At 54.4% G+C, this 16,334-nt stretch carries 16 protein-coding genes; 4 read left to right on the top strand and 12 right to left on the bottom strand.

What is annotated here, in order from left to right:
* Positions 1-16 precede the first annotated feature (16 nt).
* Positions 17-1,546: a 3-hydroxyacyl-CoA dehydrogenase gene (locus ELY33_RS11110; RefSeq protein ID WP_126947970.1), complete on the bottom strand. Its 1,530-nt coding sequence runs from the start codon at positions 1,544-1,546 to the stop codon at positions 17-19.
* Positions 1,546-2,337: an enoyl-CoA hydratase gene (locus ELY33_RS11105; protein WP_126947968.1), complete on the bottom strand. Its 792-nt coding sequence runs from the start codon at positions 2,335-2,337 to the stop codon at positions 1,546-1,548. The genes ELY33_RS11110 and ELY33_RS11105 overlap by 1 nt, the downstream gene beginning before the upstream one ends.
* A gap of 279 nt (positions 2,338-2,616) precedes the next feature.
* On the opposite strand from ELY33_RS11105, the gene ELY33_RS11100 reads away from it, so the two are divergent.
* Both ELY33_RS11100 and ELY33_RS11095 read left to right on the top strand, forming a co-directional pair.
* A complete protein-coding gene (locus tag ELY33_RS11100; protein ID WP_208644229.1) occupies positions 2,617-3,438 on the top strand; it encodes an IclR family transcriptional regulator in 822 nt (273 codons plus the stop codon).
* Between the two features lie 46 nt (positions 3,439-3,484).
* A complete protein-coding gene (locus ELY33_RS11095; protein WP_126947966.1) occupies positions 3,485-4,639 on the top strand; it encodes an acyl-CoA dehydrogenase family protein in 1,155 nt (384 codons plus the stop codon).
* Positions 4,640-4,760: 121 nt separating this feature from the next.
* Here the strand turns inward: ELY33_RS11095 and ELY33_RS11090 are convergent, their stop codons facing one another.
* Positions 4,761-5,657: a 3-hydroxyacyl-CoA dehydrogenase NAD-binding domain-containing protein gene (locus tag ELY33_RS11090; RefSeq protein ID WP_167470078.1), complete on the bottom strand. Its 897-nt coding sequence runs from the start codon at positions 5,655-5,657 to the stop codon at positions 4,761-4,763.
* A 178-nt stretch (positions 5,658-5,835) separates the two neighbouring features.
* Here ELY33_RS11090 and ELY33_RS11085 point away from each other — a divergent pair, with 178 nt between their 5' ends.
* Complete coding sequence (locus ELY33_RS11085) at positions 5,836-6,549, top strand: SDR family NAD(P)-dependent oxidoreductase (RefSeq protein WP_126947962.1); 714 nt, start codon at positions 5,836-5,838, stop codon at positions 6,547-6,549.
* Between the two features lie 14 nt (positions 6,550-6,563).
* On the opposite strand, the gene ELY33_RS11080 is transcribed toward ELY33_RS11085, so the two are convergent.
* The 4 genes from ELY33_RS11080 to ELY33_RS11065 all read right to left on the bottom strand — a co-directional run bounded on the left by ELY33_RS11080 (position 6,564) and on the right by ELY33_RS11065 (position 11,212).
* On the bottom strand, positions 6,564-7,970 hold the full coding sequence (locus tag ELY33_RS11080; RefSeq protein WP_126947960.1) for a hypothetical protein: 1,407 nt from the start codon (positions 7,968-7,970) through the stop codon (positions 6,564-6,566).
* A gap of 117 nt (positions 7,971-8,087) precedes the next feature.
* Complete coding sequence (locus ELY33_RS11075; protein WP_126947958.1) at positions 8,088-9,596, bottom strand: tripartite tricarboxylate transporter permease; 1,509 nt, start codon at positions 9,594-9,596, stop codon at positions 8,088-8,090.
* 31 nt (positions 9,597-9,627) lie between these two features.
* Positions 9,628-10,128: a tripartite tricarboxylate transporter TctB family protein gene (locus ELY33_RS11070; RefSeq protein WP_126947956.1), complete on the bottom strand. Its 501-nt coding sequence runs from the start codon at positions 10,126-10,128 to the stop codon at positions 9,628-9,630.
* Between the two features lie 94 nt (positions 10,129-10,222).
* A complete protein-coding gene (locus tag ELY33_RS11065) occupies positions 10,223-11,212 on the bottom strand; it encodes a Bug family tripartite tricarboxylate transporter substrate binding protein (RefSeq protein ID WP_126947954.1) in 990 nt (329 codons plus the stop codon).
* 546 nt (positions 11,213-11,758) lie between these two features.
* Here ELY33_RS11065 and ELY33_RS17745 point away from each other — a divergent pair.
* Positions 11,759-11,935 (top strand): amidohydrolase, encoded by a 177-nt coding sequence (locus ELY33_RS17745; protein ID WP_136624667.1) that lies wholly within the window; start codon positions 11,759-11,761, stop codon positions 11,933-11,935.
* A gap of 355 nt (positions 11,936-12,290) precedes the next feature.
* Here the strand turns inward: ELY33_RS17745 and ELY33_RS18245 are convergent, their stop codons facing one another.
* From ELY33_RS18245 to ELY33_RS11040, 5 genes are all read right to left on the bottom strand, one after another.
* Positions 12,291-12,536 carry a 3-keto-5-aminohexanoate cleavage protein gene (locus ELY33_RS18245; protein ID WP_279629879.1) on the bottom strand — a complete coding sequence of 82 codons (246 nt, stop codon included), beginning with the start codon at positions 12,534-12,536 and terminating at the stop codon, positions 12,291-12,293.
* A gap of 107 nt (positions 12,537-12,643) precedes the next feature.
* The gene (locus ELY33_RS18240; protein ID WP_279629878.1) at positions 12,644-12,898 is read right to left on the bottom strand and encodes a 3-keto-5-aminohexanoate cleavage protein; all 255 of its coding nucleotides are present in this window, start codon (positions 12,896-12,898) and stop codon (positions 12,644-12,646) included.
* A gap of 462 nt (positions 12,899-13,360) precedes the next feature.
* Positions 13,361-14,563 (bottom strand): 3-oxoadipyl-CoA thiolase, encoded by a 1,203-nt coding sequence (gene pcaF / locus ELY33_RS11050; protein WP_126947952.1) that lies wholly within the window; start codon positions 14,561-14,563, stop codon positions 13,361-13,363.
* Positions 14,564-14,574: 11 nt separating this feature from the next.
* On the bottom strand, positions 14,575-15,348 hold the full coding sequence (locus ELY33_RS11045) for a CoA-transferase subunit beta (protein ID WP_126947950.1): 774 nt from the start codon (positions 15,346-15,348) through the stop codon (positions 14,575-14,577).
* Positions 15,345-16,187, bottom strand: a complete 843-nt coding sequence (locus tag ELY33_RS11040) for a CoA transferase subunit A (protein WP_126947948.1) — start codon at positions 16,185-16,187, stop codon at positions 15,345-15,347. The genes ELY33_RS11045 and ELY33_RS11040 overlap by 4 nt, the downstream gene beginning before the upstream one ends.
* Between the last annotated feature and the right edge of the window lie 147 nt (positions 16,188-16,334).

Here is a 16,334-nt window from a genome sequence, read left to right as displayed (position 1 = left end):
TGATTAACATTCGGTATCACCGATCACTCGGTGCTTCGTGCAATAGCGATACGCCTAGCGTGGCCCGACGGCGTAGCCATGGGCTTGGACGGTAACGGGAATCCCCTGTCAACGCGTGGATACGATCGAGAATGTCAAATAACCGCCTCGGACCTAGCGCATCCCCCCATGCCAGCGGGCCATGAGGATAGTTGAGTCCCAGCCTGACGGCATTATCGATATCAGTAGGCTTGGCAATCTCGCGCTGGGCAATATCACAGGCTAGGTTAACCACTGCGGCTAATACACGCTGAGAAACAAACCCCACGCTGTCACGAATTACCGTCACCCTAACGCCATCTGATGCCAGCAGTGCATGAGCGGCGTCGCACACCTCCTGTCTCGTGACAGGCGTCCTCATCAGAGTGCGATGACGATCCAGTCCCAAAAATGCATCGAGGCAGAGTGTCCGTTCAGGGTCAACACCGAAGTGCGCACTCGCACTTACCGCATCATCACCAAAGGGCAGCAATAAGCAGAGGGCTTCTTCCGAGGGTGAAGCTGTCAGCTCTACTCGCCCACCAAGCGACTCCAGCAGTGACATGACCTGTGCATGCAGGGCGACATCCTCACACCCCACCCAGATCGGCGGTAGGTTGCTGACTTTGGGCACCGGCAGTGGAGCCAGTGCTTCGATTTTTTGCCCACTTTCATAGCGATAAAAACCAATACCCGTCTTGCGGCCCAAACGATTACCTTTCAACATCTGCCGGGATATATAAGAAGGCCTATAGCGCGGATCGTGATAGAACTGCGTGAAAATCGACTCCATCGCAGGATGCGACACATCTAGCCCAGTGAGATCAAAAAGCTCGAGTGGCCCCATCCGAAACCCAGCCTCTTCGCGAAGAATCCGGTCAATATCCTCAGGAGGTGCTATCCGCTCCTCAAGGATTTTCAAGCCTTCTGTACTGTAGGCACGTCCAGCGTGGTTGACGATAAAACCGGGGGTATCCTGAGCGCGCACGCCAGTGTGCCCAAGTCGGCTTGCCAACGTCAGTAACGTGTCAACGACAGCCTCGCTGGTATCGATTCCCCCTATCACCTCAATAACCTTCATCAACGGCACGGGGTTGAAAAAGTGGAAGCCGGCCATCCGGTCAGGACAAGCCAAGTTCGATGCAATCGACGTTACTGAGAGTGAAGAAGTATTAGTCGCCAAGATGCAACTCTTGGAAACTATCGCTTCCAGCTCGGCGAATAGGGCTTGTTTGATGCCCAGTTCTTCGACAATTGCCTCGATGACCACATCGCAATCTGCGAAAGCTGTCATCGATTCGACGACGGTGAGATGAGACAAAGCAACCTCAGCAACTTCCCGGGAGATCTTGCCCTTGCCTACTAGTTTATCGAACGTTGCTTGTAGACCATCTCGCGCAGCGCGGGCCGCCCCATCACGCTTGTCGAACAGCGTAACCTGCAGGCCTGCCTGGGCAGCAACCTGAGCGATCCCCGCCCCCATCACTCCAGTGCCGACAATGCCCAGCCGGTTCACTTCTCTTGCCATTATGTTTCTCCCTGATAGTTCGGTTTGCGCTTATCAATGAAGGCAGCAGCTCCTTCCTTTTGATCCACAGTGTCGAAAAGCATCTGGAAAGCTTTCCGTTCGAGAGCCAGCGCACTCTCAAGGGGTAAATCGGCACCCGCAAGCACCGTATCTTTAATATTTTCAAGCGCGAGTGTTGGCAAGCGCGCGATTTCTTGTGCCAATGCTTTTGCGCGCACCAGTGTCTGACCATCAGCCACAACCTCACTCACCAGCCCCATGCCCAATGCTTCAGAAGCAGGCACCATGCAGCCGGTCATCAGCAAGCGCATGGCCTGAAATTTCCCAACCGCTCGTACCAGGCGTTGCGTACCGCCTGCTCCGGGCATTAGGCCAAGCTTGACCTCTGGCTGCCCGAACTGAGCCGATTCTCCAGCGACGATGATGTCGCAGTGCATAGCAAGCTCGCAGCCGCCCCCCAGAGCAAACCCATTAACTGCAGCGATTACAGGCTTGGGACAGTGCGCAATCGGCTCCCAGAAGCGCTCATTGTGTCGTAGATGCATCTCGATCGGAGAGGCCGTGGCAAACTCCTTCACGTCAGCGCCTGCAACAAATACCTGCTCCCCCCCAGTCAGTACGACGACTCTAACCTCATCTTGCTGGGTTAAAGACGAAAACAGTTCGGCTAGCTGGCGCCTGACAGCTCCATTGAGAGCATTTCTGGCATCCGGTCGATCAATGCGAACCACCGCCACTCCATCATCAAGCGAAGCAAGATAAACTTCGGACGGCTGTTGTTTATTTGTCATACAAAGCCTCATTGCTATATTTGTCCACTGTGCGAACATACATTTCACTTATTGACTAAAATTACACAGATTGTCAAAGCTCTGTCAATCATCAAAAAATATTATCATAATAAAACCGTTATTTATCATTTATTTATATATAAAAAGATATTCTTTAGCGTCTCTATGATACTAATAACAAATGTCCGCCATAAGGACATTTAGATTGCTTGGTTGACATGCATCAATAAGTGATATCAAAATCAACCACCAGACAAACCGCGAGTGGAGAAGAAATCGGTGAAGACAACAGACAATCAGGGCGACGTCCAGATCGTAATAGACCCGATGAATGCGGCAGGCGAGCAAGAAAAGGATCGGCAGTTCGTTACCGCATTGGCGAGGGGGCTTGAGCTACTACGCTGCTTCACTCCGAGCGAAAGCACCCTAAGCAATCTCGATTTGGCTAGAAAATCGGGGTTGCCACGGCCTACCGTTAGCCGGCTTACCCACACCCTAGCCCGGCTGGGATACCTTCGCCCTCTGTTACGTGGGAAGTACCAACTTGATGTGGGGGTCATGGCCTTTGGTTATTCCATGATATCCAATCTGCCTATTCGCGCGATTGCCCAACCCTTGATGGTAAATCTTGCCAACGAAGTCGGTGCGACGGTGGCCATGTCCGCTCGAGATCGCCTGGACATGGTTTATCTAGATGTGGTTCAGAGTTCCTTACGATCCACCATTCGTCGCCAGACCGGCACGCGTCTTCCCATCCATCAGAGTTCTTCGGGTCGCGCCTGTCTAGCTGCCATGCCACCTCAAGAGGCAGAAATGCTGATGGATCACCTGCGGGAGTCTCACCCAACAGAGTGGCCTGTTATCCGCAAAGCATTGGAGCGTGCTTTCAGGGACTATGCCGATTATGGCTACTGCCTGTCGATTGGCGAATGGCAACGAAAGGTTAATGCCGTTGCGGTGCCTCTCCATCACCCGCAATTGGGAATCCTATCATTCAACTGCGGTGGCCCAGAGTTCCAGATATCACGCGAAAAACTGGAAGAGTCTATCGGGCCTCAACTGGTACAGCTGGTCAACGACATAAAGACCCAAATCTCATAAGTCACTCATCATTCCAACGATCAACCTTAAATTAAGAGGCGCACACATGATTCGTGATCAGGAAACCATGCAGCTCCTGCTCGACTCCATTCGTAACTTTGTCAAAGAAGAGCTGATTCCACGTGAGGAAGAAGTAGCCGAAAGCGATGAAATCCCCGAGGACATTGCCTCCCAGATGCGTGATATGGGACTCTTCGGCCTTACCATTCCCGAAGAATTTGGTGGCCTTGGTGTGACCATGGAGGAAGAAGTCAATATCGCCTTCGAGCTTGGCATGACGTCTCCCGCCTTCCGCTCCTACATCGGCACTAACAACGGCATCGGATCAATCGGCATCCTGCTCGACGGTACTGACGAGCAGAAGGCCAACTACCTGCCCCGACTGGCCAGCGGCGAGATCCTGAGTTCTTTCTGCCTAACCGAGCCTGACTCCGGTTCTGATGCTGCCTCGCTGCGCACTACCGCGGTGAAGGATGGTGATGATTACTTGATCAACGGCACCAAGCGTTACATCACCAATGCCCCGCATGCTGGCATCTTCACCGTGATGGCGCGTACGAATACGGAAATCAAAGGCGCCAAGAGCATTAGCGCCTTCATCGTAGAAGCTAATACTCCCGGTATCACAATTGGTAAGCGCGACAAGAAGATGGGCCAAAAGGGCGCTCACACAGCAGATGTCATCTTCGATAACGTGCGGGTACCAGTCAGCGCACTAATTGGCGAACAAGAAGGCACCGGGTTTAAGACCGCCATGAAGGTTCTGGATAAGGGGCGACTGCATATTGCCGCAATCGCAGTAGGAGCTGCTGAGCGTGTTCTGGATGACTCCCTACGCTTTGCTATGGAACGTCAGCAGTTTGGTAAGCCCATCGCTGAGTTCCAGCTTATCCAGGGCATGCTAGCCGACTCTAAGGCCGAGATTTATGCCGCGCGTTGCATGGTGCTCGATGCCGCTCGCAAACGTGATGAGGGCCAGAACGTCAGCACTGAGGCTTCCTGCGCAAAAATGTTTGCTACCGAAATGTGCTGTCGAGTGGCAGACCGAGGGGTGCAGATTCATGGCGGCGCTGGCTATATCAGCGAATATGCCGTTGAGCGTTTCTATCGCGATGTGCGCCTGTTCCGGCTCTATGAAGGCACCACCCAAATCCAGCAGGTAATCATCTCGCGCAACATGATTCGCGAAGCCCAGCAATAGGCATCTAGTGTAACCATCCCTTTGCTAAAGCCCTTGCCAGATATCGCCAAGTCATCTGGCAAGGGCTAGATCACACGCAGATTAAAGAGTCAGGAGAGATATCGTTCAACAACACCCCTCTTTAGTTATGTTCGTCAGTCATCAATGCCAGCAAGCCCTCAAGCAGCGCACGCTCCTGACGATCGTAGGTTTCTCCGTTATCATCAGGCCATTCATGAAACCCTCGTCCGCTCTTTCGCCCTAGGTGTCCCTGAGCAACCAGTTCCTCTAGCAACGATGACGGCGTAGCTCGATTATCCAGGTCCCGGTATAAGTAGCGAGAGATATTGAGATGGGTATCTAGGCCATTAAGATCACGCTGACGCAGTGGACCGTTAATGGCTAGTCGAATGCCAATTGAGTAACGCACGATTTCGTCTAACGCTTCAGCGCCCACAACACCCTGCTCTAGAAGGGCTAAGCATTCACGCATCAGTGCATGCTGGATGCGGTTTGCCACGAAACCCGGCACGCTTTGCTTAAGCACGGCGGGACGCTTTCCTAGCTGACGTAGCAAATCGATAGTCTGCTCGACACAGTTAGCCGAAGTTAACCTCCCGGGGATTACCTCGACCGCAGGAATGAGATCAGCAGGGTTGAAGAAGTGTGCACCCAAAAATCGCTCTGGGCGTACCAGCACTTCTGCAAGTTCATCGATGGGAAGACCCGAGGTATTGGTCAGGATAAGCGTAGCATCATCAACATAGTGTTCTGCCTCTTTCAGTACTCGCTGCTTGAGTGTCAGGTCTTCGGTGACACTTTCGACAACGACTTCGCACTCGCCTACCTCCGCCCAGTCGTTAACGAAGCGAACTTGTTGGTCATTAGATTCTGACTGTAGGGCCTGATGACATTGAGCTAAAACGTCAGGATTAATATCCAGCACCGTCACCGTCATACCATTGCGGAACATAAGCCTTGCCAAGTTCGTCCCCATTGTCCCGGCACCGATCACAATGCCCCGAATACTTGACCGCATGAAATTCTCCTTTGTGATTGGCGTCCGGCCCATAGCGACAGACGACAAAAGTCGCATTGCTGCAGGGAGCTAGACGCGGACAATAGTCGCCATACGAACCAGCGTTCTCATAGCGAACATTTTCAATACCTAATCTATTAAGCCCCTCCTGCGCGCCTCTAACCATAAGGATTTATCCATGCCTGAACTCTTTGCTATTGTCACCGGTGGTGCCCGAAACATCGGCCAAGCCATTGCACTGCGCTTGCAGCAAGATGGATATCGCACCATTGTTCTCGACATTGAGACGCCAGAAGCAGAATCATTAAAAGCTGATGCCCAACTGGTCGATCTCAGTGATATTGATGCCACCCGTCAGGTGCTCGAAAAGATCGCTGACGTTCACCCGGTGACGTGCCTTGTCAACAATGTTGGCGTTGTGCGTCCTGCACTACTCGACGACACCCGCATTGAAGACTTCGATCCATTGATGCACCTCAACGTTCGCTCCGCGTTAGTATGTACCCAGACTCTTCTTCCTTACATGCGTCGTCATGGCCAAGGACGAATCGTCATGAACGCCAGCCGTGTGGTGCTAGGCAAGGAGGCTCGTACCCTCTATAGCGCCACTAAGGGTGCACTACAGTCTATGGCCCGCACCTGGGCGCTGGAACTAGCCGCCGATAGAATTACTGTAAACTGTGTGGCACCGGGGCCCATCGCCACGACAGCGTTCTGGAAGAACAATCCACCCGACTCCGAACGTGCGCGCAGTATCACCGAGAACATCCCTGTACAGCGCATGGGACAACCTGAAGATGTGGCTCAAGCAGTCAGCTTCTTCTGTGACTCCCGCAGCAGCTTCATCACCGGGCAAACATTATTCGTTTGCGGTGGTGTCACTGTGGGGTGATGCACTGCCCCCAATCAACTTGCTAATCGAAAAAGTACGGCGGCCATCACCAACGATGCCGCCAGAAATCCTCCGTTCCAGCGCAGGCCGATTTGTCCTGCTGTCATGCCGGTGAAGCGTGACATGATCATCATCGCCGCCGTGAACGGCGACGAAACCATGGTCAATGACCACCCCGCAAGCATCGCCGCGGCTAATAGCGGCAACGATACACCTTCTAGCCCCACCTGGGAGACCATACTGGTCAAGAAGGTCACGCTGATAATTGGATTGACGCCTATCTGGGCAAGCACCACGATCAGCAGGAGCGCTAGTGCTGGCAACCAGCTGCCAAGAGCGACAAGAAGGAACGCCACCCCCTCCAACTGAGCAGGATCGAGCAATGCTACGCTGAGATAACCAAGATAGGCCCCCGACCCCAGCGCTACCACCTCATTACCAATTCCACCCAACACATCAGGTAGGCGACGGGCCAACAAGGCAGTGGCTGGACCCACGCCAGCATAGCCAACGCCACGACACTGCCAGGCCAGCCACACCCATGCTCCCAGAGGCACACCGATCACAACAGCCTGAGGCAACCGCAGCGAGAGCAAGGCGGCAAGCGCGAAAACCAGCATCACTAGAGCCAGCAGCAGCAGGCTAAAAGCTGCCAGTGGCATCAGCGAGGGCCGCTCAAGCATTGCTGCGCAGACTCCCGGACGAGGGCCTGCAACCTGATCGCAAGCCCAACCCAGCAGAAACAAAACGATTGCCGACACCAGAACGTAAGGAAAAAGCTCGACCCAGGTTAGCGTTTCAAAATTACCCAAAACTACTGCGACACCGATACCTAGCGGGGAAACCAGCGGGGCCAGGGTGAAGCCGCGCAATGTTGCCAACAGCATACGTCGGCGACGTACTTCTTGCAGCCAAGCTTGCCCCTGCGCCGAGCCGAGGGTATTGGCTTTGTCGATCATCGACATGAACAAATTCAACACGCCGAAGTTGAGCACGATGCCGAATAGAGTAGAACCCAGCGAGAGCATCGGATAACGCCAGGTGGGGGGCTGCAGCAATAGGCTCTGACCGCAGCGACGAATGAGTCTTGAACGGTAGGCCGGAATGCGCAGCACCGCAAGTGCCGTCATGAAAGCAGCAAGGAATACAAAGCCACCAGCGGCCTCATGAAGCACCGCCCAAGGTGAAGGTAGTCGCCACAGCGCAAAGAACGACACTCCGACACAGGCAAAAGCTAGCATGCGGGCCATCGAGCTGAAACGGGGCCAGCCAAGCATTAGAAAACCTGCTAGCAGCAGTTGAGCCAAGCCTGCAGCCCACACTGCGCCACTCAACAAATCCACTACAGCCAGAACAGCCACAACAGCGAGCAAACGGCTAGACCACTCGTTTACAACTATAACCTTTCTGCTGGGACTCATGGTTGACTCAACTTCTCCTAGTAAAAAACGAGCCGGCTCCACACAGTGGCCGGCTCGATTTCTCTGCGCCTTATACGGACTTAAGGCAGGTCACCACTTATAGCGAGGCCCGCAGTATTACGTTCCCGCCCCTGGCTTACCCGCACTCTGTTTTGCTTTGTGCCAAGAGGTAATAAATCGATAAGTGGCCAGCAATATGGAACCTACTGTTAGAGCAATGAAAAACCATGTAATCGGGCCACGCACGAAAATCGACAGGTCGTTGGAACCTATCAACAATGAACGGCGCAGATTGTCCTCAAACATCGGTCCCAAAATGAAACCAATTAGGAAGGGGGCAGCCGGAATGCCAGTACGATTGAACACATAACCCAGCACCCCAAAAGCCAACATCAACCATACATCGAAGGTGTCGTTATTTACCGCATAAGACCCATACACGCAGAACATCAACACGATCGGAAATAGAATCGATTTCGGGATATCCGCAATTAGGGAGAAGTAGCGGATTGCCGCGCTACCTACAAACAGCAGAATCACTGAACTGAGCATTATACCGAGAAAGATCGCATAGATTAGGGGCAAATTTTCCTGAAACAGGATTGGCCCCGGGGTCAATCCATGGACCATGAAGGCACCCAGAATGATGGCGGTGATTACATCGCCGGGAATCCCTAATGACAGGAGTGGGATCAGCGTGGCCCCAGCTACGCCGTTGTTGCCTGCTTCGGAAGCGGCTACACCCTCTAATTCACCCTTTCCAAAGCGTTCTGGGTGGGGCGAACGACGCTTGGCATCGCCGTAGGAGATAAAAGCAGCTGCCGTAGCCCCAGTACCCGGAATGGCGCCGATAATTACACCGATCAAGCTGCCTCGAACGATACTCTTGAGACTGCCTTTGAACTCGCTGAATGACACACCAGCACCACTAGCCTTAGCACGGAGGTGGGGAACCACTTTCTTGCGATAGAACTCGATAATCTCGGGTATCGCAAAAAGACCGATTAACAGAGGAATGAACGAGATGCTGTCCATCAGGTTGTAGTTGCCAAAGGTCAGCCGCTGCGAGCCAAATACTGAGTCCAGACCTACCAGCGAGAGTAGAATGCCCAAAAGAGCCGCAATCAGCCCCTTGACCATTGAGCCACTAGCAAGCGAGATAATGATGGTCAATGAAAAACAGATCAGCCAGAAGAACTCTGGAGCGCCAAAGTTAAGTGCTATCTTGGCTAAATATGCTGCGAAGAAGATCAGCGCAATATTAGAGATGAAATCCGCAACCACCGAGGAGTAAAGCGCCATCTTTAACGCCTTCTTCGCCTCTCCCTGCTGCGCCATCGGATAGCCATCCAGTAGCGTACAGGCCGAAGCTGGCGAGCCCGGCGTGCGAATCAAGATAGCAGTGATCGAACCGCCATACATACCGCCTTTATAGATACCTACTAATAGCAATATGGCCGCCACCGGCTGCATAGAAAAAGTAAACGGTAGCGCCAAAGCCACCGCCATGGTGGCAGTGAGGCCCGGGATAGAACCGACAGTAACGCCAACCACCACCCCCACAGCTATCGCCACGAAGTTCTCTGTGGCCAGAAACAGCTGTAACACTTCTGTAATGTTTTCCATAAATCACCAGATCTTGAGAATGGCCGTGGGGTCAGAACGGTAACATTGGTAACGGTACATTCATTACCCCAGTAAATAGCAACGTTACGCCTACTGGGAAAACAATGGCTAGGCCGTAGATCCACCAAGTACGTACTGGGTGGGCGATAAAAAGTATCAGGGTGGCGAGGATACCGCTGATTACCGCACCCAGCATCTCGAACAGACCAACATAAACAACAAGAGACAATGCCATCAGGGCAAATCGCAACCATGGGCCACGCTCAAAGCGACGACCACTATCCTCGGCATCATCAGCAACTAGCAAACCTTGGATAATCATCATTACTGAGAACATGAGCAGCAACCAGCCAACAATGGTTGGCAACCAACGGGGAGACATCATTGGGTTCTGCATAATGGGTGGCTGACCAATGTAATTGGGAACCAGATGGAAAAGCAGCAGCAGGGAGAAGCCAAGCAGCACAACCCCAGCGACTACGTCCCACGGATCCTTGATCAGCGCGCCACCGGTAGAGTGGAACTTCATCATCGGGGGGACTCTCTCGACGTAAAAAACTTTACAGAAATAACAAGAGGCGAGGGTCGTAACCCTCGCCTCAGGATACTATGTATTAGCCAATGACTTACTCCTGGCGAATACCTGCTTTGGCTGCCACTTCGTCCCAGCGAGCAACTTCATCTGTGATGAAGGCTTTAAACTCATCGCCAGCGATAGTGCCTTTCTCTGCACCCAGTTGCTCTACGAAGCTAGTGAACTCCTCGCGCTTCATCACTTCCTGTAACGCTTCCTGCATGGCAGCAGTCGCCTCTTCAGGGAATGAGTTATGGGCAATCAGGCCAAACCAGGCAGTAGTGATGAACTGATCGAGGTTGTACTCTCCACTCTCATTCATTGTCGGCACATCGGGCAGGTACTCAGAGCGTTCAGCCGAGGTTACCGCCAGCGCTTTTAGAGCGCCGGTCTGAATGTGGGAGAGCACAGTGGGTATGTTCTCAAAGGAGACATCGACATCGCCGCCCAGTAGGGCGGGTAAGGCTGCACCACTACCGGAAAAAGGCACAGCTGTCAGATTGGTTTCAGTCAGCGTTTTAAACAGCTCACCAGACATGTGGATAGAACTGCCCACACCACTGTGGCTAAAAGTCATGTTCTGCTCTTTAGCTGCTTCGACAAACTCCAGCACGCTGTTGTATGGGCTGTCAGCTGGCACCACCATTACGTTGGGAATATCGATCATATTCTGAATGAACACGAAGTCTTCGACCGGATCATAAGTGAGGTCGGGAAAGATAGCCGCTCCGATAGTATGTCCAGGAGAGGCCATTAAGATGGTGTGGTCGATGTCACGTCCACCGCGAGCCAGACGGCCAGTAGCAACAGTGGAGCCAGCCCCTGGGCGGTTTTCCACCACCACGTTGGTACCGAGCTCTTCCTGCAGTAAGTCAGCTACACGGCGCGACAACACGTCAGTAGTGCCGCCCGGTCCATAAGGGACAACCAGACGCACATCGTCGGTGGGCCATTCCTGTGCTTGAGCTGTAGAAATGGAGAGGGATAGTGAAACGGCACCACCGCAAACGGCAGCACAAAGGACGTTTAGAATTTTTTTCATAGTGATCTCTTCGTGGTTTAGAGTACTTATAATATTCGCTCGCCTAGCGAACATATGTTCGCATGCAATACATGTAGGTTACTGCGATCAAGCTCATACCAGAAACCCCGACTTTAGTTTATACCATGCCAAAAACGTAACTCACCGATGAAGCAATAAGATCGACGTCTACTCTTACTCAAATGGCACTACGCGTTAGGTTTTGTACGAAAATCATATCCGCTAACTTTGCCTATGCAATAGTTGCATGGGGGAACGGTAATGGTCGGACGTTATGAAATGATCTGGCAACAATTTTCTTGGCATGTTTCTAAGCAGATGCTCGTAGCGCTGATTCATAGTCTGTTGGACACATATAGTCACTGTTTTAGTCCAGCCTTAAAACACATCGATATATTCCAAAATGGCCTGCCTAGCTTTTCATCGTGTTCTGAAGTCCTTGTGATAAATCGACTCGGCTTTTAGCGTGTGTAAGAAGCCTACTGTCGGAGCGTTGACCATATACCAGCCCTGGCCGGCACCATCGGTCATCATGGTCGCAGTACCATGGCTGCCCGCACCAACCTGACGGTGACGATTCACGGCTCCATGCCCACTCAAGCGGTGAACCCGGTGGTGATTACTGTCCATGTGATTACTCGACTACAGAGCATTGTCTCTCGCGAGGCACTACCGGAAGAAACGGTGGTGATTACAGCGGGCAAGCTGCACGCCGCTACCTAGGCCAATATCACTCCTCATTTCGCCGAGCATGATATCAACATCCGAAGCTTCGACAACGCCCTGCATCGCCAAGTGGTGGCGTCCATTGAGCGCATCATCCCCGCCGAATGTGAGACCGGTCGCTTGCCAAAGCCGCCGGATTTCCTAGTGCTCAACGAAGCCATATCCCTGCACATCAACTCCAATGCGCGTGCTCCAGACCGATCGCCTAGACCATACACAGGGCTAGGCAAGATACCAGCGTCGTGCACAACCCAAAACGCAGCCGTTCGATGTCAAATCCCCTACGGAAAAGCCAGCGCGCTGAGTGCTGAATGTGAGTCATTAGAATTGACGTTTTACACCTCTTTGAGCCTTAGAATCTCGCGCGCTTGGTACCAGGTATCGGTCGCTCATACTTTTCGCACAGCGCCACAGTGCGTTCCACCAGCACGGCGTTGGAAAGCGCGAGGGTGTCATTATCCAGGCGGACGTTATCTTCAAACCCTGTGCCGGTGGCCACACCCGCATCAATCGACCATTCATTGAGCCCGTATTGGTTGGCACCGATGCTCGCGCCGCACCACTGGGCATCGGGGGCGAGGCGCTTGAGGGTCTCGATATAAAATCGAACGTCGGCTTGCCAGACGGCATGGCATTATTCACGCCCATCACGAACTGGACACACAGCGGCGCTTCCAACTTGCCTTGCTCGGAAAGCGCGACCGCCTAGCGGATGTGCAAGAGGTCGAACGCCTCGATTTCGGGCTTAATGGCGTACTTGAGCTTCTCGTCAGCCAGCCACTCCACCAGCTGCGGCGGGTTCTCGTAGACGCGGTTGGGAAAATTGCTGGAGCCCTCCGAGAGACTCGCCATATCAGGTTTGAGCGGCAGCATGCCGCCACACTCGTCGCCTGCGACGGAGCGCCCGCTGGTGGAAAGCTGGATGATCATCCCCGGGCAGTGTTTTTTGAGTCTTTCCATCAGGCAGGCGAACTTATCCGGATCTAAAGAGGGCGTCTGATCAGCATTTCACACGTGGCAATGTGCGACGCTCGCCTCGGCTTCAAACGCCGCCCATAAAGGCGGCGTTTGACGCTTAGCACTGGTTAACGGCGTGCTTACCAGCAGGCGCCGCTTAGAAATCAAAAAATACCCTTTGACATTCGCCCTGTACACGAATGTCAAAACGGTAGCGAACCTTGCCGCCTACTTCTTCGCGCTTGGCGATCAGCGTCCACCCGCGTAAGCTTGCCGCATCTCCACCAGCATGACGGCAGCCACCTCTAGAAGAACCTCGCTGAACCCCTTCAGGGCCAGCGAGAGTTCAAGGCTGGTGTGGTGCATAGCGGACGCGCCAGCACCACCAGCGGGTTACTTGCTACGCCCAACACGGTAAGCCACGCTGCGGCTGTTGATCGTTGCGAGTGCCATATATTGATCTCCTCAAGCCCGTTCAATCAGGGTGGCGATGCCCTGGCCTACCCCAATGCACATGGTACACAGTGCATAACGCTTGCCACTGTTTTGCAGCTCATAGGCAGCAGTCAGCAGCAGGCGAGCACCGGACATGCCCAGCGGATGCCCCAGGGCGATACCGCCGCCGTTAGGGTTCACGCGTGGGTCGTCATCGGCAATCCCCAGGTCGCGCAGGCAGGCCAGGGCCTGGGCGGCGAAGGCTTCATTGAGTTCGATCACGTCGATCTCGTCCAGCGACACCCCGCTGCGTTCGAGCAGTCTTTTGACCGCGGGCACCGGCCCATAGCCCATGATGCGCGGCTCAACGCCGGCGGTGGCCATGCCAATAATCTTGGCCATCGGTGTCAAGCCATGCTGTTTGACCGCTGCTTCACTGGCTACCAGCATCGCCGCGGCACCATCGTTAACCCCGGAGGCGTTCCCCGCAGTGACGCTGCCACCCTCACGAAACGGCGCGGGCAAAGCGGCAAGTTTTTCCAGGGTGGTTTCGCGCAGGTGCTCGTCGGCATCGAAGATTAGCGGTGCTTTCTTGCGCTGGGGTATCTCGATGGCAGTGATTTCCTCGGCAAAGCGCCCGGCCTTCTGGGCCGCAGCGGCTTTCTGCTGAGAACGTAGCGCAAAGGCATCCTGGTCTTCCCGGGAAATAGTGAACTGCTCGGCGACGTTTTCAGCGGTTTCCGGCATGGAATCGACGCCGTAGACCTTCTTCATCAGCGGGTTGATGAAACGCCAACCGATGGTGGTATCTTCGATTTTCTGGCTACGCGAGAAAGCGCTCTCGGCCTTGCCCATGACAAAGGGCGCCCGGGACATAGATTCCACGCCACCAGCCAGGGCCAGTTCCATCTCTCCTGCCTTGATGGCGCGAAACGCCGTGCCCACGGCGTCCATGCCGGAACCGCACAGGCGATTGAGCGTGGTGCCGGGAATAGACGTCGGCAACCCCGCCAGCAGTGTCGACATGCGTGCCACGTTGCGGTTGTCTTCACCGGCCTGGTTGGCGCAGCCCATGAAAACTTCCTCGATCGCGGCCGGGTCAAGTTCCGGGGCTTCGGCGAGCACCGCCTTGAAGATAGTTGCAGCGAAATCGTCGGGGCGCACGCTTGCTAGGGAGCCACCGAAACGACCCACGGCGGTTCGCCGGGGGTGACAGATATAAACGTTGCTCATGCAGTTCTCCTTTACGCGCCAGCGTGTTTACGATCAGTGCGCGCCTTGAGTTCACGCAGGATATCAAGCTCGTGGGCCTCGGGCATCGCCGTACTTTCAAGCTGTTTGGCAAAGCGTATGTCCCAGCCGGTGGCCTCGATTACGTCGTCGCGGCTTACGCCAGGGTGCAGCGACACCACGGTAAGTTCCTTGGTCTCGGGGTCGGGCTTCATTACACAGAGATCGGTAATTACCCGAGTCGGGCCCTTGCCGATATTGGGCACACCGTCGCGGCCCTTGCCGTCGCGACCGAAGCCCAGGGTAGTGACGAAGTCGACGTCCTTGACGAAGGCACGTTTGGAGTGCTTAAGGGTGATGAAGACCTCGCCCGCATTGGTGGCAATCTCCGGCGCCCCGCCGCCGCCCGGCAGGCGCACCTTGGGATCATGGTAGTCGCCGATCAGGGTAGTGTTGAGGTTAGCGAAGCGATCGATCTGGGCGGTACCCAGAAAGCCGACGTTGACCTTGCCGCCCTGCAGCCAGTAACGGAACATTTCCGGTACCGCCACCGTGGTCAGCGCCGATTCGCAAAGCTCGCCGTCACCGATGGAGAGCGGCAGTACCTCCGGCTTGGTCTGGAGGGTGCCGGATTCGTAGATCAACACCACATCCGGGGCATGGGTAAGGCGTGCCAGGTTGGCCGCCTCGGAAGGCAGTCCGATGCCGACGAAACAGGTCATGCCGTTTTCCAACGCGCGGGCGGCGGTAACCGTCATCATTTCACCAGAGGTATAATCAGTCATCAGGCGTCTCCTTCTGCGCTGGATGAAGCGTTGTAAACGTTAGCGTCGAGCCAGGCGGTGAAGGTATCGCGGTCACGCGCGATGACATCCCATTCCTTGTAGAAACGGTTGTCACGATCGTAATAACCATGGGTATAAGAAGGATAAGCGCCCTTCACAGCCACCACCACGGCGCTGATTGCCCAGCCCGGAATGATGCAAGTGTTGGGGTGATAATCCGGTTGAGTGGTAAGGTCGTCGACAATTTCCTCAACGGTGACGATACTGTGCCTGGCCGCCAAAACGGCTTCTTTCTGTACACCGACAATTCCTTCCACCAGCACATTGCCTTTGCGATCTGCTTTCTGGGCGTGAACGATGGACACATCCGGACGCACCGACGGGACCGCTGCCAGACGCTCGCCGGTAAAGGGGCATTCGATGAACTTGATCTGGTCGTTAACGTTGGGCAACTCGCTGCCCACGTAACCACGCAGCACGGCAAGCGGCAGACCGGCGGCACCGGCCTCAAAGGCACAAGCCATGGCGGCGTGACTGTGTTCGAGAATTTCGATCTTGTGTGGCCAGCCTTTCTCGACGGCATCGCGCAACCGGTGTAACGAACCCACGCCGGGGTTGCCTCCCCAGGAGAAAATCACCTTCTTGGCGCAGCCCGCCCCGATCAACTGATCGTAGATAAGGTCGGGCGTCATGCGAATCAGCGTCAGGTCGCGCTTTTTCTGTCGGACCACCTCGTGACCCGCGGCAAAGGGAATCAGGTGGGTAAAGCCTTCCATAGCGACGGTGGCGCCGTCATCGACGTAGCGCGCCACCGCGTCATGTAAGCTGAGGAACTCGGCCATCTGGATTTTTCTCCTGGTAATTCGAACCGATCTCGATGGTCACGCCAGGTTGGCACCAAAGAGCTTGCAAATAATTCGGCTAGTGAACATAGGTTTGTTATACGAACAAATTAATCATCCAAGTCTCCAGCGTCAAATCCCGTCGAT

The organism is Vreelandella andesensis (assembly GCF_003989795.1).
In the GTDB taxonomy this organism is placed as follows: domain Bacteria; phylum Pseudomonadota; class Gammaproteobacteria; order Pseudomonadales; family Halomonadaceae; genus Vreelandella; species Vreelandella andesensis.
Note: the sequence above shows the minus strand (reverse complement) of the source record. Positions and strands in the feature narration are given on the sequence as shown.